Source organism: Pseudomonas sp. Tul2A7, from assembly GCF_054790505.1.
Window position 1 is genome coordinate 712,743 of the sequence record NZ_CP186499.1, and the last position, 15,817, is coordinate 728,559.

General features: G+C 55.8%; 18 protein-coding genes. 4 read left to right on the top strand and 14 right to left on the bottom strand.

The window, feature by feature from the left end; all coding sequences use genetic code 11:
- Window positions 1-2: 2 nt before the first annotated feature.
- The 14 genes from ACOYXJ_RS03410 to ACOYXJ_RS03475 form a co-directional block, all read right to left on the bottom strand.
- Window positions 3-188 (bottom strand): hypothetical protein, encoded by a 186-nt coding sequence (locus tag ACOYXJ_RS03410; RefSeq protein WP_460367903.1) that lies wholly within the window; start codon window positions 186-188, stop codon window positions 3-5.
- A 99-nt stretch (window positions 189-287) separates the two neighbouring features.
- Window positions 288-710, bottom strand: coding sequence for a phage tail protein (locus ACOYXJ_RS03415; RefSeq protein ID WP_150706093.1), 423 nt, complete (start codon window positions 708-710; stop codon window positions 288-290).
- Between the two features lie 118 nt (window positions 711-828).
- On the bottom strand, window positions 829-1,353 hold the full coding sequence (locus ACOYXJ_RS03420; protein WP_224796876.1) for a DUF4376 domain-containing protein: 525 nt from the start codon (window positions 1,351-1,353) through the stop codon (window positions 829-831).
- A gap of 15 nt (window positions 1,354-1,368) precedes the next feature.
- Window positions 1,369-3,333 carry a phage tail protein gene (locus ACOYXJ_RS03425; RefSeq protein WP_224796875.1) on the bottom strand — a complete coding sequence of 655 codons (1,965 nt, stop codon included), beginning with the start codon at window positions 3,331-3,333 and terminating at the stop codon, window positions 1,369-1,371.
- A complete protein-coding gene (locus ACOYXJ_RS03430) occupies window positions 3,334-3,969 on the bottom strand; it encodes a phage tail protein I (protein WP_460367907.1) in 636 nt (211 codons plus the stop codon).
- Window positions 3,966-4,961: a baseplate J/gp47 family protein gene (locus ACOYXJ_RS03435; RefSeq protein WP_460367910.1), complete on the bottom strand. Its 996-nt coding sequence runs from the start codon at window positions 4,959-4,961 to the stop codon at window positions 3,966-3,968. The genes ACOYXJ_RS03430 and ACOYXJ_RS03435 overlap by 4 nt, the downstream gene beginning before the upstream one ends.
- Entirely contained in the window at window positions 4,958-5,290 is a 333-nt protein-coding gene (locus ACOYXJ_RS03440; RefSeq protein WP_150792494.1) for a phage baseplate protein, read from the bottom strand. The genes ACOYXJ_RS03435 and ACOYXJ_RS03440 overlap by 4 nt, the downstream gene beginning before the upstream one ends.
- A gap of 14 nt (window positions 5,291-5,304) precedes the next feature.
- Window positions 5,305-5,913 carry a phage baseplate assembly protein V gene (locus tag ACOYXJ_RS03445; protein ID WP_460367912.1) on the bottom strand — a complete coding sequence of 203 codons (609 nt, stop codon included), beginning with the start codon at window positions 5,911-5,913 and terminating at the stop codon, window positions 5,305-5,307.
- Between the two features lies 1 nt (window position 5,914).
- Window positions 5,915-6,436, bottom strand: coding sequence for a hypothetical protein (locus tag ACOYXJ_RS03450; RefSeq protein ID WP_102902625.1), 522 nt, complete (start codon window positions 6,434-6,436; stop codon window positions 5,915-5,917).
- Between the two features lie 70 nt (window positions 6,437-6,506).
- Window positions 6,507-6,845 carry a phage holin family protein gene (locus ACOYXJ_RS03455; protein WP_102902624.1) on the bottom strand — a complete coding sequence of 113 codons (339 nt, stop codon included), beginning with the start codon at window positions 6,843-6,845 and terminating at the stop codon, window positions 6,507-6,509.
- A gap of 110 nt (window positions 6,846-6,955) precedes the next feature.
- Window positions 6,956-7,531, bottom strand: a complete 576-nt coding sequence (locus ACOYXJ_RS03460; RefSeq protein ID WP_102902623.1) for a DUF642 domain-containing protein — start codon at window positions 7,529-7,531, stop codon at window positions 6,956-6,958.
- Between the two features lie 102 nt (window positions 7,532-7,633).
- On the bottom strand, window positions 7,634-8,035 hold the full coding sequence (locus ACOYXJ_RS03465) for a tail fiber assembly protein (RefSeq protein ID WP_460367915.1): 402 nt from the start codon (window positions 8,033-8,035) through the stop codon (window positions 7,634-7,636).
- Between the two features lie 512 nt (window positions 8,036-8,547).
- Window positions 8,548-9,282, bottom strand: coding sequence for an XRE family transcriptional regulator (locus ACOYXJ_RS03470; RefSeq protein WP_095119276.1), 735 nt, complete (start codon window positions 9,280-9,282; stop codon window positions 8,548-8,550).
- A gap of 166 nt (window positions 9,283-9,448) precedes the next feature.
- Window positions 9,449-10,219 carry a class I SAM-dependent methyltransferase gene (locus tag ACOYXJ_RS03475; protein ID WP_460367917.1) on the bottom strand — a complete coding sequence of 257 codons (771 nt, stop codon included), beginning with the start codon at window positions 10,217-10,219 and terminating at the stop codon, window positions 9,449-9,451.
- Between ACOYXJ_RS03475 and ACOYXJ_RS03480 the strand changes: the two genes are divergently transcribed.
- The 4 genes from ACOYXJ_RS03480 (at window position 10,218) to fdxA (ending at window position 15,703) form a co-directional block, all read left to right on the top strand.
- Window positions 10,218-11,339, top strand: coding sequence for a glycosyltransferase family 2 protein (locus ACOYXJ_RS03480; RefSeq protein WP_460367919.1), 1,122 nt, complete (start codon window positions 10,218-10,220; stop codon window positions 11,337-11,339). The two genes, ACOYXJ_RS03475 and ACOYXJ_RS03480, sit on opposite strands and share 2 nt — an antisense overlap.
- Window positions 11,332-12,147 (top strand): phytanoyl-CoA dioxygenase family protein, encoded by an 816-nt coding sequence (locus ACOYXJ_RS03485; RefSeq protein ID WP_460367921.1) that lies wholly within the window; start codon window positions 11,332-11,334, stop codon window positions 12,145-12,147. The genes ACOYXJ_RS03480 and ACOYXJ_RS03485 overlap by 8 nt, the downstream gene beginning before the upstream one ends.
- A gap of 498 nt (window positions 12,148-12,645) precedes the next feature.
- A complete protein-coding gene (mutS, locus tag ACOYXJ_RS03490; protein WP_460367923.1) occupies window positions 12,646-15,216 on the top strand; it encodes a DNA mismatch repair protein MutS in 2,571 nt (856 codons plus the stop codon).
- A 163-nt stretch (window positions 15,217-15,379) separates the two neighbouring features.
- On the top strand, window positions 15,380-15,703 hold the full coding sequence (fdxA, locus tag ACOYXJ_RS03495) for a ferredoxin FdxA (protein ID WP_007908827.1): 324 nt from the start codon (window positions 15,380-15,382) through the stop codon (window positions 15,701-15,703).
- Window positions 15,704-15,817: the final 114 nt, after the last annotated feature.

The window sequence follows — 15,817 nt, forward strand, 5'->3', positions numbered from 1 at the left end:
AGTCAGTCAGCCTTCTTGGCAGCGGCCTTTTTGGCCTGGGTGGTTGGGGTTTTCAGTTCCAGTCGACCGGCGCTGTGCAAGGCACTGGCCTCGACGTCGAGCAGATCAAGGTCTTGACCGATGCTCGACCAGTGCCCACCGCCGGTGGGGAATGGGACGAGCACGGTGTAGGTTTGGCGGGTTGCCATTCGGGTTTCTCCAAAGACGAAAAAGCCCCTTGGTTTCAACAAGGGGCTATCAGTTGCTGATCAGCGGATAAGAAAACGCCCCGTCAGTGCGGGGCGTTTTTATTCAGGCAGGCTAGCGAGCCATTCCGGCGCTGCCGGGCGGTGTTCGCTCAAGGGCAACTCACCGCCCTCCGGCCACAGACGAAGCACATGGCGGTACGTTTGCAACTCGATGTATTGCGCCGGGGTCAGTTGGGTTGGCCAACGGTCCACCTCGTCACGGTGACGGTTGACTACGGGATCAGTGAGCGCGATCTGCTGTTTGCGCCAGTAGCGTTCAATGCTCTCAAGTTCCGCAGGTGTTGGCCCCGGCAGATCAACCAGTACCGGATAGTTATTTTCATTCATGACAATCATCTTGCCGGTAGACAGCCCGTTCAATAACTCGCGCCAGTACTCACGCGAGATTTCAACAGCATCGCTTGGAATTTCTGTATGGATGGCGGGATCGTAAAAACCGCCCGTGGAGGGTGCATAAAACATAGGTTCTTCCTTGTTTGATTAACGACGACTCTAAAACCACCCTCGCGAGTGGTCAGATATGAAAACGCCCCACGGTGTGGGGCGTTTATTGAAGCGCAGTGATCAGTGCGGGCAGTGCCTAGGCCGGCCAACCTACAGCGAGCATTTCATTTTTATAGGTTCCAGCCTCAAAAGCCTGGAGCAGATCAAGTTCGCGATCAAAGCAGGCCTGAACGTGTGACCGGACAGCCTTGGCGATGGCAATGATTTGTTCGGCGCCGATCTCGACGAAGCCGTCGAGGGTCTTGAAGTTACAGCGGTAATCAGGATCAAGTATGGCTGATAGGCCGGTGCTGGCGATCAGAGCCTGGCTGTCGCGGGTTGTTTCGATATTCAAAGCTTCAACGAAGATCGCTGACGTTTCGTGTCGAAAACGTTCGGCAGCAAACAGTGCTGGATAATTCGGCTCAATCTTCGGAAAAGGCGACTTGACCACTTCGCCGTCGACCAACCGCCACACACCGTCTGTCTCGTTGATCGTTCTCAGGAAGAGCTCATCGCTGATCTCAACTGCACCTTCAGGAACATTTTTTCCATGTATTCCGGAGTCGTAACGACCCGAGAGGTTTTGCTGTTCATCAAATACAACCAGTTTTACGCTCACAATAAATCCTCAGGCTTACCAGCCAATAGCGACCCAATAGAACGCTTCTGCCACTCGCGTTCCGGAAAGGAAAGCACCCGCACTAAAACCTGCCTTACCCGGCCCATCAGTCCGAAGCATGACATTTGTATCTCTAGTACCGCCGCCACCGATATAAGCGGTCCCATTGAGGGATACCAACCTCGTCGGAAATGTCATCGGGAACAGGACAGCCAGGTCTGCGGTTGCCGTGGTAGTGGTGGTGCCCCATTGAATAATCAATCCACTCGGGAGCTGCTGGTAGCCGTTCGACGACAACGACGCCGAAAATTCATTGGAATACTTAAGCGAAGAAGCGCCTTCCTCAACGACATAATTGTTATCGCCGCAAGTAACGACAAGATTCGAATTGCTCTGAACCGTAACACTGGTAAGCGTTTTAGAGAGCGCTACTATGGTGTCATTGCCCTGACGATTCAGTGTCACGTCAGCTGTTCCGATGTTGAGGATGTAGAACTTGGACCCAACGGGGCTGGCGACCAGCGGAGGCAGTGTCACGGCGCCCGGCCCAGTGATAACGATTCTGCGCCCGGCCATGGCCGGAACCAGCGAAGCTGGCAAAGTCACGATATTCGTCTGACCGCTGAAATTTCCTGCCGCACGCTGAACGAACTCAGTGGTAGCAAATGCCTTGCTCGTGTCGAACTGTGGCTGAGTGGTGAATACAGGTGCGCTTATAACACTTGAGTAGCGGATGACGACGCTTCCACCTATCAAACGCCATTGTCCATTTAACCTGAGAAACTCTGCCGTATCCCCCAGACCAAGAACAATTGGCCCAACAACCCCGGTCGACGTATTCAGGGTGTCTCCACCAGCGTTTGCGGAAATCGTTACAGCCCCGGTACCAGCGCTGACTATTGTGATGATCGCAGTTGCCGTAGCGGGAACCGACGAGGTCGGCGGGAGGGTGCAAGTGATCGGTCCGGCATTCGAAAGACTGACTAGTCCACCAATGTCAGCCAGCGTCACGACATAACTGTTACCAACCGACTTGAACGACGAGTATTGCAATCCATGGCGCCGCACAAACTCCGCGTTGACCAGCAACTGACTACCATCGAATTGCGCCGGTGTCGGACAAGTCGGCACCCCCTCAAACACGGGCGACATCAAACGGGCAAAACCCGCCGTCACGTCCTGGAACGTCAATGGGGTTGTATCAAGTACTATCGGACCATCTGTAATCAGCTGCCAGATCGTATCGGCGAGGGTTGCCCCTGCTTCCACCGTAACCTCTAGATTAGGCGTTACCTTCGCACTGGTATCGGCATCTTTCGCCCGAATCCAGGCACCATTTGCCGCAATGTAAATTCCGTTGTCCTTTGCTTGCGTCTGGTTTTTAACGAGCACGCGATCGCCTGAAATGACAGCAACCGCGTCAATCATTTGTGCGCCGCTCAATACAATATTTGCTTTGGTTGCGACCCGTACCGACTGTTTTTTGTCGAGCTTAGCCAGTTCATCTGCCACGTAACCAGCCACCCATGCCCGAGTGGCCTTAACCACCGTGTCATCAATCAACAACGTCACCAGCGATGCATTGCTGGTCTCGAAAATCGAGCGAATGTAGAACTCTTTGCCCGAGCCCGACGTCGCCAGAACCGGTTTGAACGACTCCGGGTATTTGACGATGGCGTAGAGAATCCCGGTATCAGTCCAAAGCCCCGCCTCTCGCACATACCAGCCGCCGACATCCGGCGGAATGGTCACTTCGGCGAGCAGCCAGCTCGGGTTCTTCTCGTCCTGGAACAGCGCATTGAGCGGCCCGCGCCAGACTTCGCGTTTCAGCGCGGTGGCGGTTGCGGCAGGGTTGTAGACCCCGCCCTCGCCGCCGTCACCGACGGAAATCTGCGTCAACTTGATCGGCGTGCCCGCGGCTTTACACGCCGTTTCGTAGGCAATCCCTGCGTTGGTGAGCAGGGTGTAATAGTCAGCCATTCAGGCCCCCTGAGGATAAATAGTGGATGTTTCGACGGTGTACATGCCGGCGGCCATGAATGCCTCTCCCGAGGTTTCGAGCCCTTCGATGAACACTGGATAAACCGTGGTCAGCTCGCCGCAGAACGTCGCGGCGCCGATGACGTGATTGCCGAAAGCGCTCAAGCCGACCGAGACCGTCAGCACATCGCGTTCGCTCTTGGCATCCGCCAGGCGTCGGTCGAGACGGGCATCGATTTCTTCGCTGTAGGGTTGGTCGCTGAAGGCGCGAACGGAAAAACTGTACGGCGCGCCGGGCGGTGTCTGTTCGTACCAAGCGCGGATTTCCGGGCGTAGTTGCAAACCCTTGGCGGCGTTTTCCAGCGCCTTGCGAGTGCCGGCCTGACGCGCGGTGGGCCAGGCCAGTTCGACGGTCAGGCGTTTTTCCGCCTCCGGTGCGGCGCTGCTCCATTCGGCAACACCGCGATCCGCCGCCAGATACGGCAGAAAGGCAACCGGGGTTTCTGCGGGGTTCATCAGTTCCGGGAACGGCGGTGCGATGCGATCAAGCAAGGCGCCAAAGCCCAGATCCAGACCTCGTTCCAGTGCCGAACTGTTGGCCGGCAGCAGTGTGGGGCGCTGAGTTTTTTCACTCATAGCGTCAGCACCTCAACCTCGACCGCCGTGCAATACGGCGCTTGAAACGCCGTGGTCACGATCGGCGCCAGCGGTTCGAGAATCTGCAGTTGCACGGCACCGGCGCTGTGCAGCGTGTAGTCGATCCAGCTCGGATCGACCCGGCCTTCGAGGCGATGGCAACTGTCGGCGTAGGCCTGTAATTGTTGTTGCGCGGCGACTTTGGTCAGGCCCGAATCCGGGCCGGAATTGATTTTGGCGACCACGCGGATCCTGTAGCGCTGAATGTCGGCAGCCTTGACCGTAACCAGGTCGGTTTCCGGTCGCACATCAGGCCGCGCGAAGTGCTGACGAACGCCGTCAAGCAATATCGCGGGGGGCGTGCCATCACCGTCGCGGGACAGGACAGTGACCTGCACTTCGCCCGGTGCCGTTCGCCGAGCATTGCCATCCTTGACTTGCGCGGCGAGGCCGTCCGGGTTGAAGGTGTAAGTGACATTCACCACACCTGCCTCGGTGGATTCGACCTGCACCGTTGGGCGCTCGCCGAGGGTGAAGACTTCGCGGCGATACTGCATCCGCGAACCGGCTGCCGGCGCATGGGGCGCCAGGTAATAACGCAAACGGGCGTCATCGTCGCTTTCATAAATCGCCGGCACCGGCGGGAATGCCGCCGGATCGCCGGGATCGAGCAACTGCCGCTCAAGGCCCATGTCCGCCAGCCGTGCATCAAGGTTGCTGCCCGTCGCCCACCACGCCAGCATCTGTTTGATGCGAGCGTTGTATTTGCGCTCGTGGGTTTGCAACCGCACGCAGAAAGCTTCAAGCGCGAGGGTTAGCAGTTCGCTTTCGTTCTCGAGACTGGTCCTGAGTTTCGCAGCACTGTCCGGCGAACGCGCCCCGACGTATTCGACGACGAAAGTCTTGAACTCAGCGAGCAAGTCTTCGAAGGCTTCAACGGTGATCAGCGCGGGTTCGGCCAATTGGTTCTGGCCGGGGATCAACATGCTCATGTCACGACCTCGAAGGTTTGTTGACGGTTTTTCCAGGTGCCGGCGAAACGCAGCAGCAGACCGGCGCCCTGACGGCTGGCGACGATCACTTGTGGCTGAAAATCGTCGATGCCGTTTTGCTTGTTGTAGAACGCTTGCGCGGCGTGGCTCTGGGCCAGAAGCAGAACGTCGTCACCAAGGTTCTGCCCCAACAACGAGGGGATCAGCGATCCGTACAAGGGCCTTTTTTGCCGGGTACCCAGCGGCGTAGTCAGGGCCCGGGTCGCGCGCTGCACAAACTGCAGCCAGTCGTCGACCGTGACCCCGCTGTCTCTATCGATTCCGATCATGGGAAGCTCTTGAATCAGGGGCTGATGACACGGCCCTGGTGATCGACCAATGGGCCGCTGAAATGCACGCCGGAAGCGTCGATAGTCAGGCCGACGGCACCGAGTTGCAGGGTGATCAGTTGTGGTGTCATCGCTAACCGGGCCGGGCCGATGCTCAGCTCCAGCGATTCGCGTGAACCGCTGAAAGCTGCCGGGCCGTTTTCCCAGTGCAGGGTGTGGGTGGCGTCGTCATAGCCGCTTTCGCTACCGTCCTCATGCACGCGACGGGTCAGCGTCGGGATCGTAGAGGCTGGCGGAAAGCGGTCACTGTTCAAACCGAACAACGCCACGCTCTGTGCACCACTTTCGCCGCTGCCGTAGTTGAACAGCAGACACTGCTCGCCCACCGTCGGAATCCGCGACTCACTCTGCGCGCCAGCGCTGGGGTTGAAGAACTTGATGGCTGGCGTGAGCAAGCCACCGTGACTGACCTGACAGGTGTTGCTCGCAGCGTCGACTGCCTGGCAAATGCCGATACGGCAGAAGCTTTCGGCACGGCGGTGCAGGTCGTCGATTTCCGCTTCCATTTCGGCCAGGCGTTCGATGATCGGACCCAGCTGCATGCGCAGTAATGCGTCGAACATTTCAGGCCTCCAGCGCGGTGTATTGGTCGGGGTCGTCGATATTGCTGACTTCCCAGGTGCGAGCGAATTTCGGCGTACCCAGCGGGTCGTCGAGCAAGGTCGGGCCGAGGTAGAGGGTCTGATCGAACGTCAGGGTCCAGGTCTTGTATGGCTGGTCAGCGCGGACCAGCAACGACGGCAGGCCATCAATATTCATCGGCAGATCGCATTGATCGCCGGGCAGGTTCCAGCGGTTGTCAGTAATCAGGTTTTTCAGCACCGCGATCAGATCGCATGCTGAAAATGCGCTGGCGGCAAGGGCCGGGATGACTTGCAGGGAAACCGTCATGACATGAGCAATTCGCCCGTCAGCGGCGCGCACTCCCGGTCCATTGCGGTCGAAGTCGATCAGCACCCAGGCCTGATCGCCCGGTGCAGTGAAATCATCATGATTGCCGACGCTGAGGTTGAGTCCGGTAGTGTTGCGCAGTGTCGTCGCGATGGCTGTAAACAGTTGCGACGGCTGCTGGATCGGTGTGGGCATACATGACCTCCTTTTCAATCGTCCACGCGCAGCCCTGCCGCCAAAATGGCGGCACGGAGAAGTACTGAGGTTAAGGGTGGTCGCGAGGCGGGATGTCGCAGACGCCGATGCGCTTGGCGGCCCAGCGTTCGTACAACCCGATGGCGACGTCGGCGCCGGCCATCGCGGTCAGGCAACCGAACGCGCCGGCGGCCCAGATCGACATCCCAGCGGCATACAGCAGCATGATCGCCGACACGCCGCAGATCATGCAGGCGCCCGAGCGCAGGGCCAGGCGCCGCAGCAATGACCAGCCGCGAGCGCCCTCCTTGTCGGCGCGCCACATTTCGCCGGACACCCCGCCAACGACGGCAAGGAGGATGACCAGCCAGATCGGCATGTCGGCCAGGGCTTGTTGCTCATTTGTCATGTCACGCCTCCGGGGTAGCGTTGAGGAAACAAGAAATTGTGAGCAGACCCGATGCATCGAGGTCATCTCTCGCACGTTTGAGTAAAACCAGCGCTCCCCGTCTACAGGCGTTACAAACGCTCGACAATGACGTCATCAATGAAGGCAAAGTTGGCGTACGGGTTCTGCTCGTTGGAAAACGCCAGCGTTGTCTGCGGCGTGGTTGCGGTGAAATCGTAGGTCAGGGTGGCCCATTCAACTGCAACGCCTTTGGCGGTCGGCGTGTTGAAGGTCGCGGTTTGTCCTGCCACTTTCATCTGGATGATGCCGTCGCCCGAGCGACTGGCAAACCGCGAATTGCCCGCACTGAAGGTCACCCGGTATTTGGCGCCCACGGTCGTGGCGAAGTTCTGCTGTATTCCACCGCCGTTGCCGTACACGTAGTTGGCCAAGTCAACGATCATCACGCCATCTGCTGCAACAGAGCCGCCAATCGCATTGGGCATATTGAAATATTCGGCACCAGACAGAAATGTCGTCCAGCCTGTGATGGCGTTGGCTTTTGCGGGAGTGTCCAGAATGCAGCCTGCGCCGCAGGTTGATTGCTCGAAACTGCCGTTCACCAACAGATTGGCAGCCAGTGCGTTTGTACCTGTGCCGAGCAGTACGAAAGTCGTGAACAGCGCAGCGATTTTATTGTTCAACATGGTTTGTTTTTCATCCCTGATAAATTTCGGAATTGGTTTGGGTCTTCTGGCTCAAGGAACCAGGCTGCACGATGGGTCTGCTTTCACGGCAGACTTGATGCCTCAGTAAGGAGCGACCGGCCACATGATGTTTGCCGGGTAACCCGACTGTTTATCGATGTCGCTGAGAGCGATGCAGTACTGTTTGTGAGCCAGCAGCCGGGCCTGCTCTTCTGCCGTGGCCATGGCCAGATCAACCTTGAACTGCAACGAGTTCATCAACAGCCAGTTGGCGGCCGCATTCAGCAGTTGCCATTTCTGCTGCTCGGCCTGATTTCGCAGCTCTTCCTCAGTCGGCGGAGAAAAGGTCCAGATTCCGTTGAATGTGGCTCCCCACCCCACTCGAACATCCGAGCCGGTGACATCAACCCAGACGGAGGCTGGCGAAGCCGGTGCTTCAGGAGCGATTTCGCTCTCTTTCAGTTGAACCACTCTGTTGTATTCAACCAGTGCATAAAGATTCATGTGCATTCCTTGATGTGTGTTTTTCAATGCATGTCGTGTTTGATCGGGCAGGCATTCCAAAAAGCCCGGCGCTTGCACCCCGGGCTTTTCAGTAATGCGCTCCTTCGCCTTCCTTCCAATCCTGTGTTCAAGAAGGAAGCTGACTTTTCGGCGCTACTGGCGCGGTACGAGTCCATTCAAATTGTTTTTCCGACCGCGGTCCCTGCCCGCCGGATAACTGCTTCTGGTGCTTTACGCTGCACACCCGGGTCAGTTGCCAACCCTCTGAACCGTTGAGGCCGGTTCATCGCTGCCTGTTCTTGTGGAACTAAAGAGCTTTCTTGCCAGCCGCTTTGTCGAGCGGCTTGGTGGCAAGGATATGCATGTATGCATATCCAGTCAATGCGCAAACGCATTTATTTATGCATGAGAAATGCACGGATGCATGAAAGCCCCGCAGCGCAAGGGTTTGGCGGTTTCATCAAGGCGAAAAAAAACCCGCCAATGGACGGGTTTATCTGAAAAGGGTCGGGTTAGCGGGCGTACATGCCCCACCAGAAGACGTGACCGAGAATGACGATCTGCTCTTCCTGGATTTCCTGGAAGCTGTAGTCCTCGTCCGGGTGTTCATCGCGATTGAAGCTGCGCAGACGAATGCCGGTAGGCAAGCGGTAGAGTTGCTTCACACGCAACTGGCCATTGTGATTGATTGCGTACAGGTCGCCATCAATGATGTCGCCGATGCCGCACTTGCCGGCGTTGACGCCGACGGTGGCGCCATCACGCAACACCGGCAACATGCTGTTGCCGCGCACCGTCACGCATTTGGCCTGGTCGAACTGCACACCGTTATGACGCAGGCTGCGCTTGCCGAAGCGCAGGCTAGAGCGCTCGCTCTCTTCGATGACGAATCTTCCTGATCCAGCAGCCAATTCAACCTCGCGAAGGAACGGCACCGATACTTCGTCATCATCGACAGGCGTATCGTCGTCCCACAGCATTATGTCCTTGAGTTCCGCGTGCACGTCATCACGCACGGCACCGGCCGACGACGCGACATCCGCGCGCCCGCGCAATTGATCGGTGCTCACGGCGAAGTACTCGGCGATCTTCGAGATATGTTTATCCGAGGGATCGACGATCTTCCCGCTGAGAATCCGCGAGAGAGTGGATTGAGGCACGCCGGTGCGACGGTGGAGCTCCGTGGGGGAGATCCCGTGCTGGTCGAGCAGTGCTCTTAAGACGGAGGCTACGTTGCGTTTTTGCATAACGCGCATAGTGCTTGAAGTTTTTAACGAAGACAAATGCTGAATTGCATAAATCGTGCATAAATCACATATTTATTGCACATGGCGTTTATCCACCGCTATGCAGGGGCCTGCGGTGGTCAGTGCGTCACCACCTCGAAGCACGAAAACACGGGGCAGGCTCGTGTTAGACCCGTGAGCGCTTAGTCTCGCAATACAAGACCATTGCCCTTTCAGATTGCCCGAAGGCTTTTTGAATAATGTGCAGCGGGTACATTACCTTTTCATTCAAAAGCAAGCCGAGGAACTTGGGAAAGGTGGTTTTCATGGGAACACCACGGATACCAGACTGTTTGGTCCGATCAACCATGCTCAGCGAGAGCTTTCTGGATTCACTGCGTTTCACAATGAAGTTTGACAGGGGAAACAAAATATTAGAGACCGGATACGTTAGCCCGGCAATGTGAACAACATCCATGCCTTCTTTACCGAAGACGCTAACCGCCGCCTCCCGACTGTATCGTCGGTAGTGACCAGCTATTTCGTCCTCAATCCCCCAATGGGCAGGAGAACCCGGAACGATAGCAATCAGTGTCCCATCCGCAGTGAGACAATTACGACCGTGGCATATAAAAGAACGCTGTCCCTCATCATCGAAGTGCTCCATGACCATGCATGAAATCACGAGGTCACATGGCTCGATCGGTGCCATCAACCAATCACCCACGACAACATCGTAACTGCCACCGGCAATTTGGTCAGCGAAACGTCTACGCAACGTCTCTGCCGTTGTCGTGGACAAGTCATAAGCTCTGCCGTGCCACCCAAGTGACAGAAGTAGATGAGAGACATGGCCTGCGCCTGCGCCAATCTCAATGAATTTTCCTGGCTTCAACCCAGATAACCGTTCTTTGAGGTACATCAATTGCAGAATCGAGCCGGGTGGTAAAACGTCCATGAGGGTCTCCAGTGCGGATGCCAAGCTTCTCACCACTCGCACACCTCGTCCAGATGGAGTGGTGGAGTCATTGGCTCAATCGGGCAAAATCTTAATCAAGCTATGGCCCACCCAAGCTACGCCGGTATACTTCGAGAATGCTCCGTGCCCAAGATTTTTTCCATTTCGAGTATTCCACAAAATGAAGCTCTCAATAGTATCAACTTTGTATCAATCAGAAGAATACATTGATGAGTTTTACCGAAGATCAAAGATAACGGCGGAGAAGTACGCTGGAACCAGTTACGAAATAATCTTTGTAAATGATGGCTCCCCTGATGACAGCGTAAAAATTGCTATAGAAATAGCAAAAATAGACAAGCACGTCACCGTAATCGATTTATCGCGAAACTTCGGACACCACAAAGCAATGATGACGGGTCTAGCACACTCAAGTGGTGAACATGTATTTTTAGTTGACAGCGACTTGGAAGAGGAGCCTGAATGGCTCAGCACATTTGCTGAAGCCATTCACAGCGACAGTGACCTGGACGTCGTTTACGGAACACAAGGCAACCGAAAAGGCGGTCTAGTTGAAAAAATTTCTGGCAACCTATTCTATCGATTGTTCAGAGCGCTCACAGGCATAGATCAGCCAGACAATATAGTTACAGCACGCCTAATGTCACGTCGATATGTCGATGCGCTGCTTATGCATAAAGAACGCGAACTGAATATTGGTGGAATCTGGGTGATTACCGGATTCAAACAATCGCCGATTGAAATAACAAAACACGCCACAAGCCCCACAACCTATTCACTTCGAAGAAAAATCAGTCATTTGGTTAACGCCGTGACTGCATTCAGCAGTGCCCCTCTGGTATTCACTTTTTACTCAGGACTCATCATCTCGATGACAGCGCTGGCGTTCATACTTTTATTAACACTCCAGTACCTGACACACTCGACAGTTCCCAGTGGTTACACTTCAATAGTTGCCTCGATCTGGCTTTTCTCCGGTTTTATTATCTTCTTTCTTGGCATTCAGGGAATCTACATATCAAAAATATTCACGGAGATAAAGCAGCGGCCTTATACCATCATAAAGTCCATTCACAAATCAGGGACCGAAAATGCATAGCCACATACCCACGCAAAGCTATGGGATCCTGCTTAAAGAATCCGCAGACAACTTTCTTGACTTGGCTGCGGAACAAGTGCGCTCTTTGGGGTATGCCGTTATCCCTTCAGGGATTAGTGCTGACGCACTCACCAGTTTCCAAATGGACTTTGACTCGAATCACACTCAGTACATCGAAAAATATGGTTTGGACACGTTAGCATCTATCGACGAGTTAAACACCGTGCGCGCACCGTTAACTCACGGCCCAAAGTCGTTCATGCAGATTGCAACAAACGAGAAACTTCTGTCTCTCGTGGGAAAACTAATACTTGGCCAAGTCATATTAAACCAGCAAAACAGCATTATAAATCCACCACAAAAAAACTATAACCAAGGTGCATGGCACAGAGATCTGCCTTATCAACACTTCACATCAAGCAGTCCGATTGCAATCAATGCAATATTTTGTGTTGACAACTTTACAAAGGCCAACGGAGCGACATTTGTTCTACCGGCATCGCACAAATCCAGTAAATTTCCTTCACTGGACTACATAAAGAAAAATGCGATACAAGTGGAAGCAAATGCTGGCGATTTGATTGTTTTGGACTGCATGCTTTTTCATGCCGGAGGCTTCAACTCAACAAATGTCGCACGACGAGGCGTCAACCACGTATACACAATTCCTTTTTTCAAGCAGCAAATAAACTTACCTGACAATGTTGATCCAGACCAGCTGTCGGAAGAAGAAAAAAAACTTCTTGGCTTCAGATACAGCGAGCCTAAGTCGATATCTGACTTTCTCAATAAAAGATCAAAAATATAACGCTCTCTTCAACCAATTGAAGACAGAGCATTGCACGATTCATATATCCAGCAAATCACTCTACTGCTGAAAGGTGCCAAGCCTTTCAGCAAATACATTCACGCTTCCTTGAAACATCCGGATCCCGGCGATTTGAACACCACCAATTAATACGAAAACCACCTCTTTCGCAGGTAGCTGAAATACCTAAGCATGAGTTTAAAATCTACCACTCGAAGGTATCAACGCGACATATGCTGTATTGGTGTGCCTCATCGACATGCTTGCACCCTGTATTCTGCCCGTAAGTAGATATCGTGCGTTTACAGCAAGGACTACAAACGAGCCGCTGGTTACAACGCGCAGAAGCTCTGCAAGCATCCTGACGCCACAATGACACGATTTAAACTCCGTCGGCCCAAAGTCAGCATTGGCCTGCTGCCAACAATGCCGAAAAAATCCCTGTAGTATTAGGCAGATGTGAGTTGTCAAATATACAGGCAGAGCTGAATCCCACGTATGACCGATCTTTCAAACCACACTCCAATGATGCAGCAGTACTGGCGCCTGAAGAATCAGCACCCGGACCAGTTGATGTTCTACCGCATGGGCGACTTCTACGAGATCTTCTACGAAGACGCGAAGAAGGCGGCCAAATTGCTCGACATTACCCTGACCGCGCGTGGACAGTCGGCTGGGCAGGCGATTCCGATGTGTGGCATTCCTTACCACGCGGCGGAAGGCTATCTGGCGAAACTGGTCAAGCTAGGCGAATCGGTGGTGATCTGCGAGCAGGTTGGTGACCCGGCGACCAGCAAAGGCCCGGTTGAGCGTCAGGTCGTGCGCATCCTCACGCCGGGTACGGTCAGTGATGAGGCGCTGCTGGACGAGCGCCGCGACAACTTGATCGCTGCGCTGCTGGGTGATGAGCGTCTGTTCGGTCTGGCCGTGCTGGACATCACCAGCGGCAGTTTCAGCGTGTCGGAAATCAAAGGCTGGGAGAACCTGCTGGCGGAACTGGAGCGGATCAATCCGGTTGAATTGCTGATCCCGGATGACTGGCCAAGGGATCTGCCAGCGGAAAAACGCCGTGGCGTCAGTCGTCGTGCGCCGTGGGATTTCGAGCGTGATTCAGCACTGAAAAGCCTTTGCCAGCAGTTCTCCACCCAAGACCTGAAGGGCTTTGGCTGCGAGAACCTGACCCTGGCCATCGGCGCTGCCGGATGCCTGCTGGCCTACGCCAAGGAAACCCAGCGTACTGCCCTGCCCCACCTGCGCAGCCTGCGCCACGAACGCCTGGATGACACTGTGGTGCTGGACGGTGCCAGCCGCCGCAATCTTGAACTGGACACCAACCTCGCCGGTGGTCGCGACAACACCCTGCAATCGGTGGTCGATCGCTGCCAGACCGCCATGGGCAGCCGTTTGCTGACTCGCTGGCTGAATCGCCCGTTGCGCGATCTGACGGTATTGCTGGCGCGCCAGACCTCGATCACTTGCCTGCTCGATCGCTACCGTTTCGAAAAGCTGCAACCGCAGCTCAAGGAAATCGGCGACATCGAGCGGATTCTTGCGCGCATCGGCCTGCGCAACGCGCGTCCTCGTGACCTTGCCCGCCTGCGCGACGCCCTTGGCGCACTGCCTGAATTGCAAGTGGCAATGAACGATCTGGAAGCGCCGCACTTGCAAGGTCTGGCGACCATCACCAGCACCTACCCGGAGCTGGCGGCACTGCTGGAAAAAGCCATCATCGACAACCCGCCGGCGGTGATCCGTGACGGCGGCGTGCTGAAAACCGGTTACGACAGCGAACTCGACGAGCTGCAATCGCTGAGCGAGAACGCCGGCCAGTTCCTCATCGATCTCGAAGCCCGCGAGAAAGCCCGCACCGGTCTTAGCCATCTGAAAGTTGGCTACAACCGCATTCACGGCTACTTCATCGAGCTGCCGAGCAAGCAGGCCGAATCGGCGCCGGCGGATTACATCCGCCGCCAGACGCTGAAAGGCGCCGAGCGCTTCATCACGCCTGAGCTGAAAGAGTTCGAAGACAAGGCCCTCTCTGCCAAGAGCCGAGCCCTGGCGCGCGAGAAGATGCTTTACGAAGCGCTGCTGGAAGACCTGATCAGCCAGTTGCCACCGCTGCAGGACACCGCCGCCGCGCTGGCTGAACTGGACGTGCTGAGCAACCTCGCCGAGCGTGCGCTGAACCTCGACCTGAACTGCCCGCGCTTCGTCAGCGAGCCGTGCATGCGTATCACCCAGGGTCGTCACCCGGTGGTCGAGCAAGTGCTGACCACGCCGTTCGTGGCCAACGACCTGAGCCTTGATGACAACACGCGCATGCTGGTGATCACCGGCCCGAACATGGGCGGTAAATCCACCTACATGCGCCAAACCGCATTGATCGTGCTGCTGGCGCATATAGGCAGCTTCGTACCGGCGGCCAGTTGCGAACTGTCGCTTGTGGACCGTATCTTCACCCGCATTGGCTCCAGCGACGACCTCGCGGGTGGCCGTTCGACCTTTATGGTCGAAATGAGCGAAACCGCCAACATCCTGCACAACGCCACCGAGCGCAGCCTGGTGCTGATGGACGAAGTCGGTCGCGGCACCAGCACCTTTGACGGGCTGTCGCTGGCCTGGGCTGCAGCCGAGCGTCTGGCTCATTTGCGCGCCTATACGCTGTTCGCTACGCACTACTTCGAACTGACCGTGTTGCCGGAAGCCGAGCCATTGGTGGCCAACGTCCACTTGAACGCCACCGAGCACAACGAACGCATCGTGTTCCTGCACCACGTGCTGCCCGGCCCGGCCAGCCAGAGCTATGGCCTGGCAGTGGCGCAATTGGCCGGTGTGCCGAGCGAAGTGATCGTGCGTGCCCGCGAGCACCTGAGCCGACTGGAAGAAACCGCTTTGCCGCATGAAGCGCCAAAACCTGCGGCCAAGGGCAAACCGGCGACGCCACAGCAAAGCGACATGTTCGCCAGCCTGCCGCATCCGGTACTCGATGAGCTGGCTAAACTGGATCTGGATGACCTGACCCCGCGTCGTGCGCTCGAAATGCTCTATGCATTGAAGAACCGGATATAAGCACTGAAGAAGCGGATATAACGCAAATGGCTTCAAGCTGTTAGAATCTCGCGCGGTTTGGGATGCTGCTGGCTAATAGCCTGGCCAGCAGGTATCGCTCCCGAACCTGGCGACCCCAACCGTGAAGGGGCTACGCTGCCGCCGCCTGAGGAGAAAATTAGAAATGACCTTCGTCGTCACCGACAACTGCATCAAGTGCAAGTACACCGACTGCGTAGAAGTCTGTCCGGTGGACTGCTTTTACGAAGGCCCGAACTTCCTGGTGATTCACCCGGATGAGTGCATCGACTGCGCCCTGTGCGAGCCGGAATGCCCGGCCGTAGCCATTTTCTCCGAGGACGAGGTTCCGGAAGAGATGCAGGAGTTCATTCAACTCAACGTTGAGCTGGCTGAAATCTGGCCAAACATCACCGAGAAGAAAGAATCGCTGCCGGATGCCGAAGAGTGGGATGGCGTCAAAGGCAAGATCAAAGACCTCGAACGCTGATCTGCCCCGCGCTCGAATGAAAAGGCCCCTCGCGGGCCTTTTTGCTTTTCAGCGCTGTGCTTTTTTGCAGGCAAAAAAAGGGGCGGTATGACCCGCCCACATTTTTTCCCTATT

Coding starts and splice junctions, on each gene's coding strand:
- ACOYXJ_RS03435 (WP_460367910.1), bottom strand. CDS start 4,961: ATGAGCATGTTGATCCCCGGCCAGAACCAATTGGCCGAACCCGCGCTG.
- ACOYXJ_RS03415 (WP_150706093.1), bottom strand. CDS start 710: ATGTTTTATGCACCCTCCACGGGCGGTTTTTACGATCCCGCCATCCAT.
- ACOYXJ_RS03465 (WP_460367915.1), bottom strand. CDS start 8,035: ATGAATCTTTATGCACTGGTTGAATACAACAGAGTGGTTCAACTGAAA.
- ACOYXJ_RS03475 (WP_460367917.1), bottom strand. CDS start 10,219: ATGGACGTTTTACCACCCGGCTCGATTCTGCAATTGATGTACCTCAAA.
- ACOYXJ_RS03450 (WP_102902625.1), bottom strand. CDS start 6,436: ATGCCCACACCGATCCAGCAGCCGTCGCAACTGTTTACAGCCATCGCG.
- ACOYXJ_RS03480 (WP_460367919.1), top strand. CDS start 10,218: ATGAGGGTCTCCAGTGCGGATGCCAAGCTTCTCACCACTCGCACACCT.
- ACOYXJ_RS03455 (WP_102902624.1), bottom strand. CDS start 6,845: ATGACAAATGAGCAACAAGCCCTGGCCGACATGCCGATCTGGCTGGTC.
- ACOYXJ_RS03425 (WP_224796875.1), bottom strand. CDS start 3,333: ATGGCTGACTATTACACCCTGCTCACCAACGCAGGGATTGCCTACGAA.
- mutS (WP_460367923.1), top strand. CDS start 12,646: ATGACCGATCTTTCAAACCACACTCCAATGATGCAGCAGTACTGGCGC.
- ACOYXJ_RS03430 (WP_460367907.1), bottom strand. CDS start 3,969: ATGAGTGAAAAAACTCAGCGCCCCACACTGCTGCCGGCCAACAGTTCG.
- fdxA (WP_007908827.1), top strand. CDS start 15,380: ATGACCTTCGTCGTCACCGACAACTGCATCAAGTGCAAGTACACCGAC.
- ACOYXJ_RS03440 (WP_150792494.1), bottom strand. CDS start 5,290: ATGATCGGAATCGATAGAGACAGCGGGGTCACGGTCGACGACTGGCTG.
- ACOYXJ_RS03410 (WP_460367903.1), bottom strand. CDS start 188: ATGGCAACCCGCCAAACCTACACCGTGCTCGTCCCATTCCCCACCGGC.
- ACOYXJ_RS03445 (WP_460367912.1), bottom strand. CDS start 5,913: ATGTTCGACGCATTACTGCGCATGCAGCTGGGTCCGATCATCGAACGC.
- ACOYXJ_RS03485 (WP_460367921.1), top strand. CDS start 11,332: ATGCATAGCCACATACCCACGCAAAGCTATGGGATCCTGCTTAAAGAA.
- ACOYXJ_RS03470 (WP_095119276.1), bottom strand. CDS start 9,282: ATGCAAAAACGCAACGTAGCCTCCGTCTTAAGAGCACTGCTCGACCAG.
- ACOYXJ_RS03460 (WP_102902623.1), bottom strand. CDS start 7,531: ATGTTGAACAATAAAATCGCTGCGCTGTTCACGACTTTCGTACTGCTC.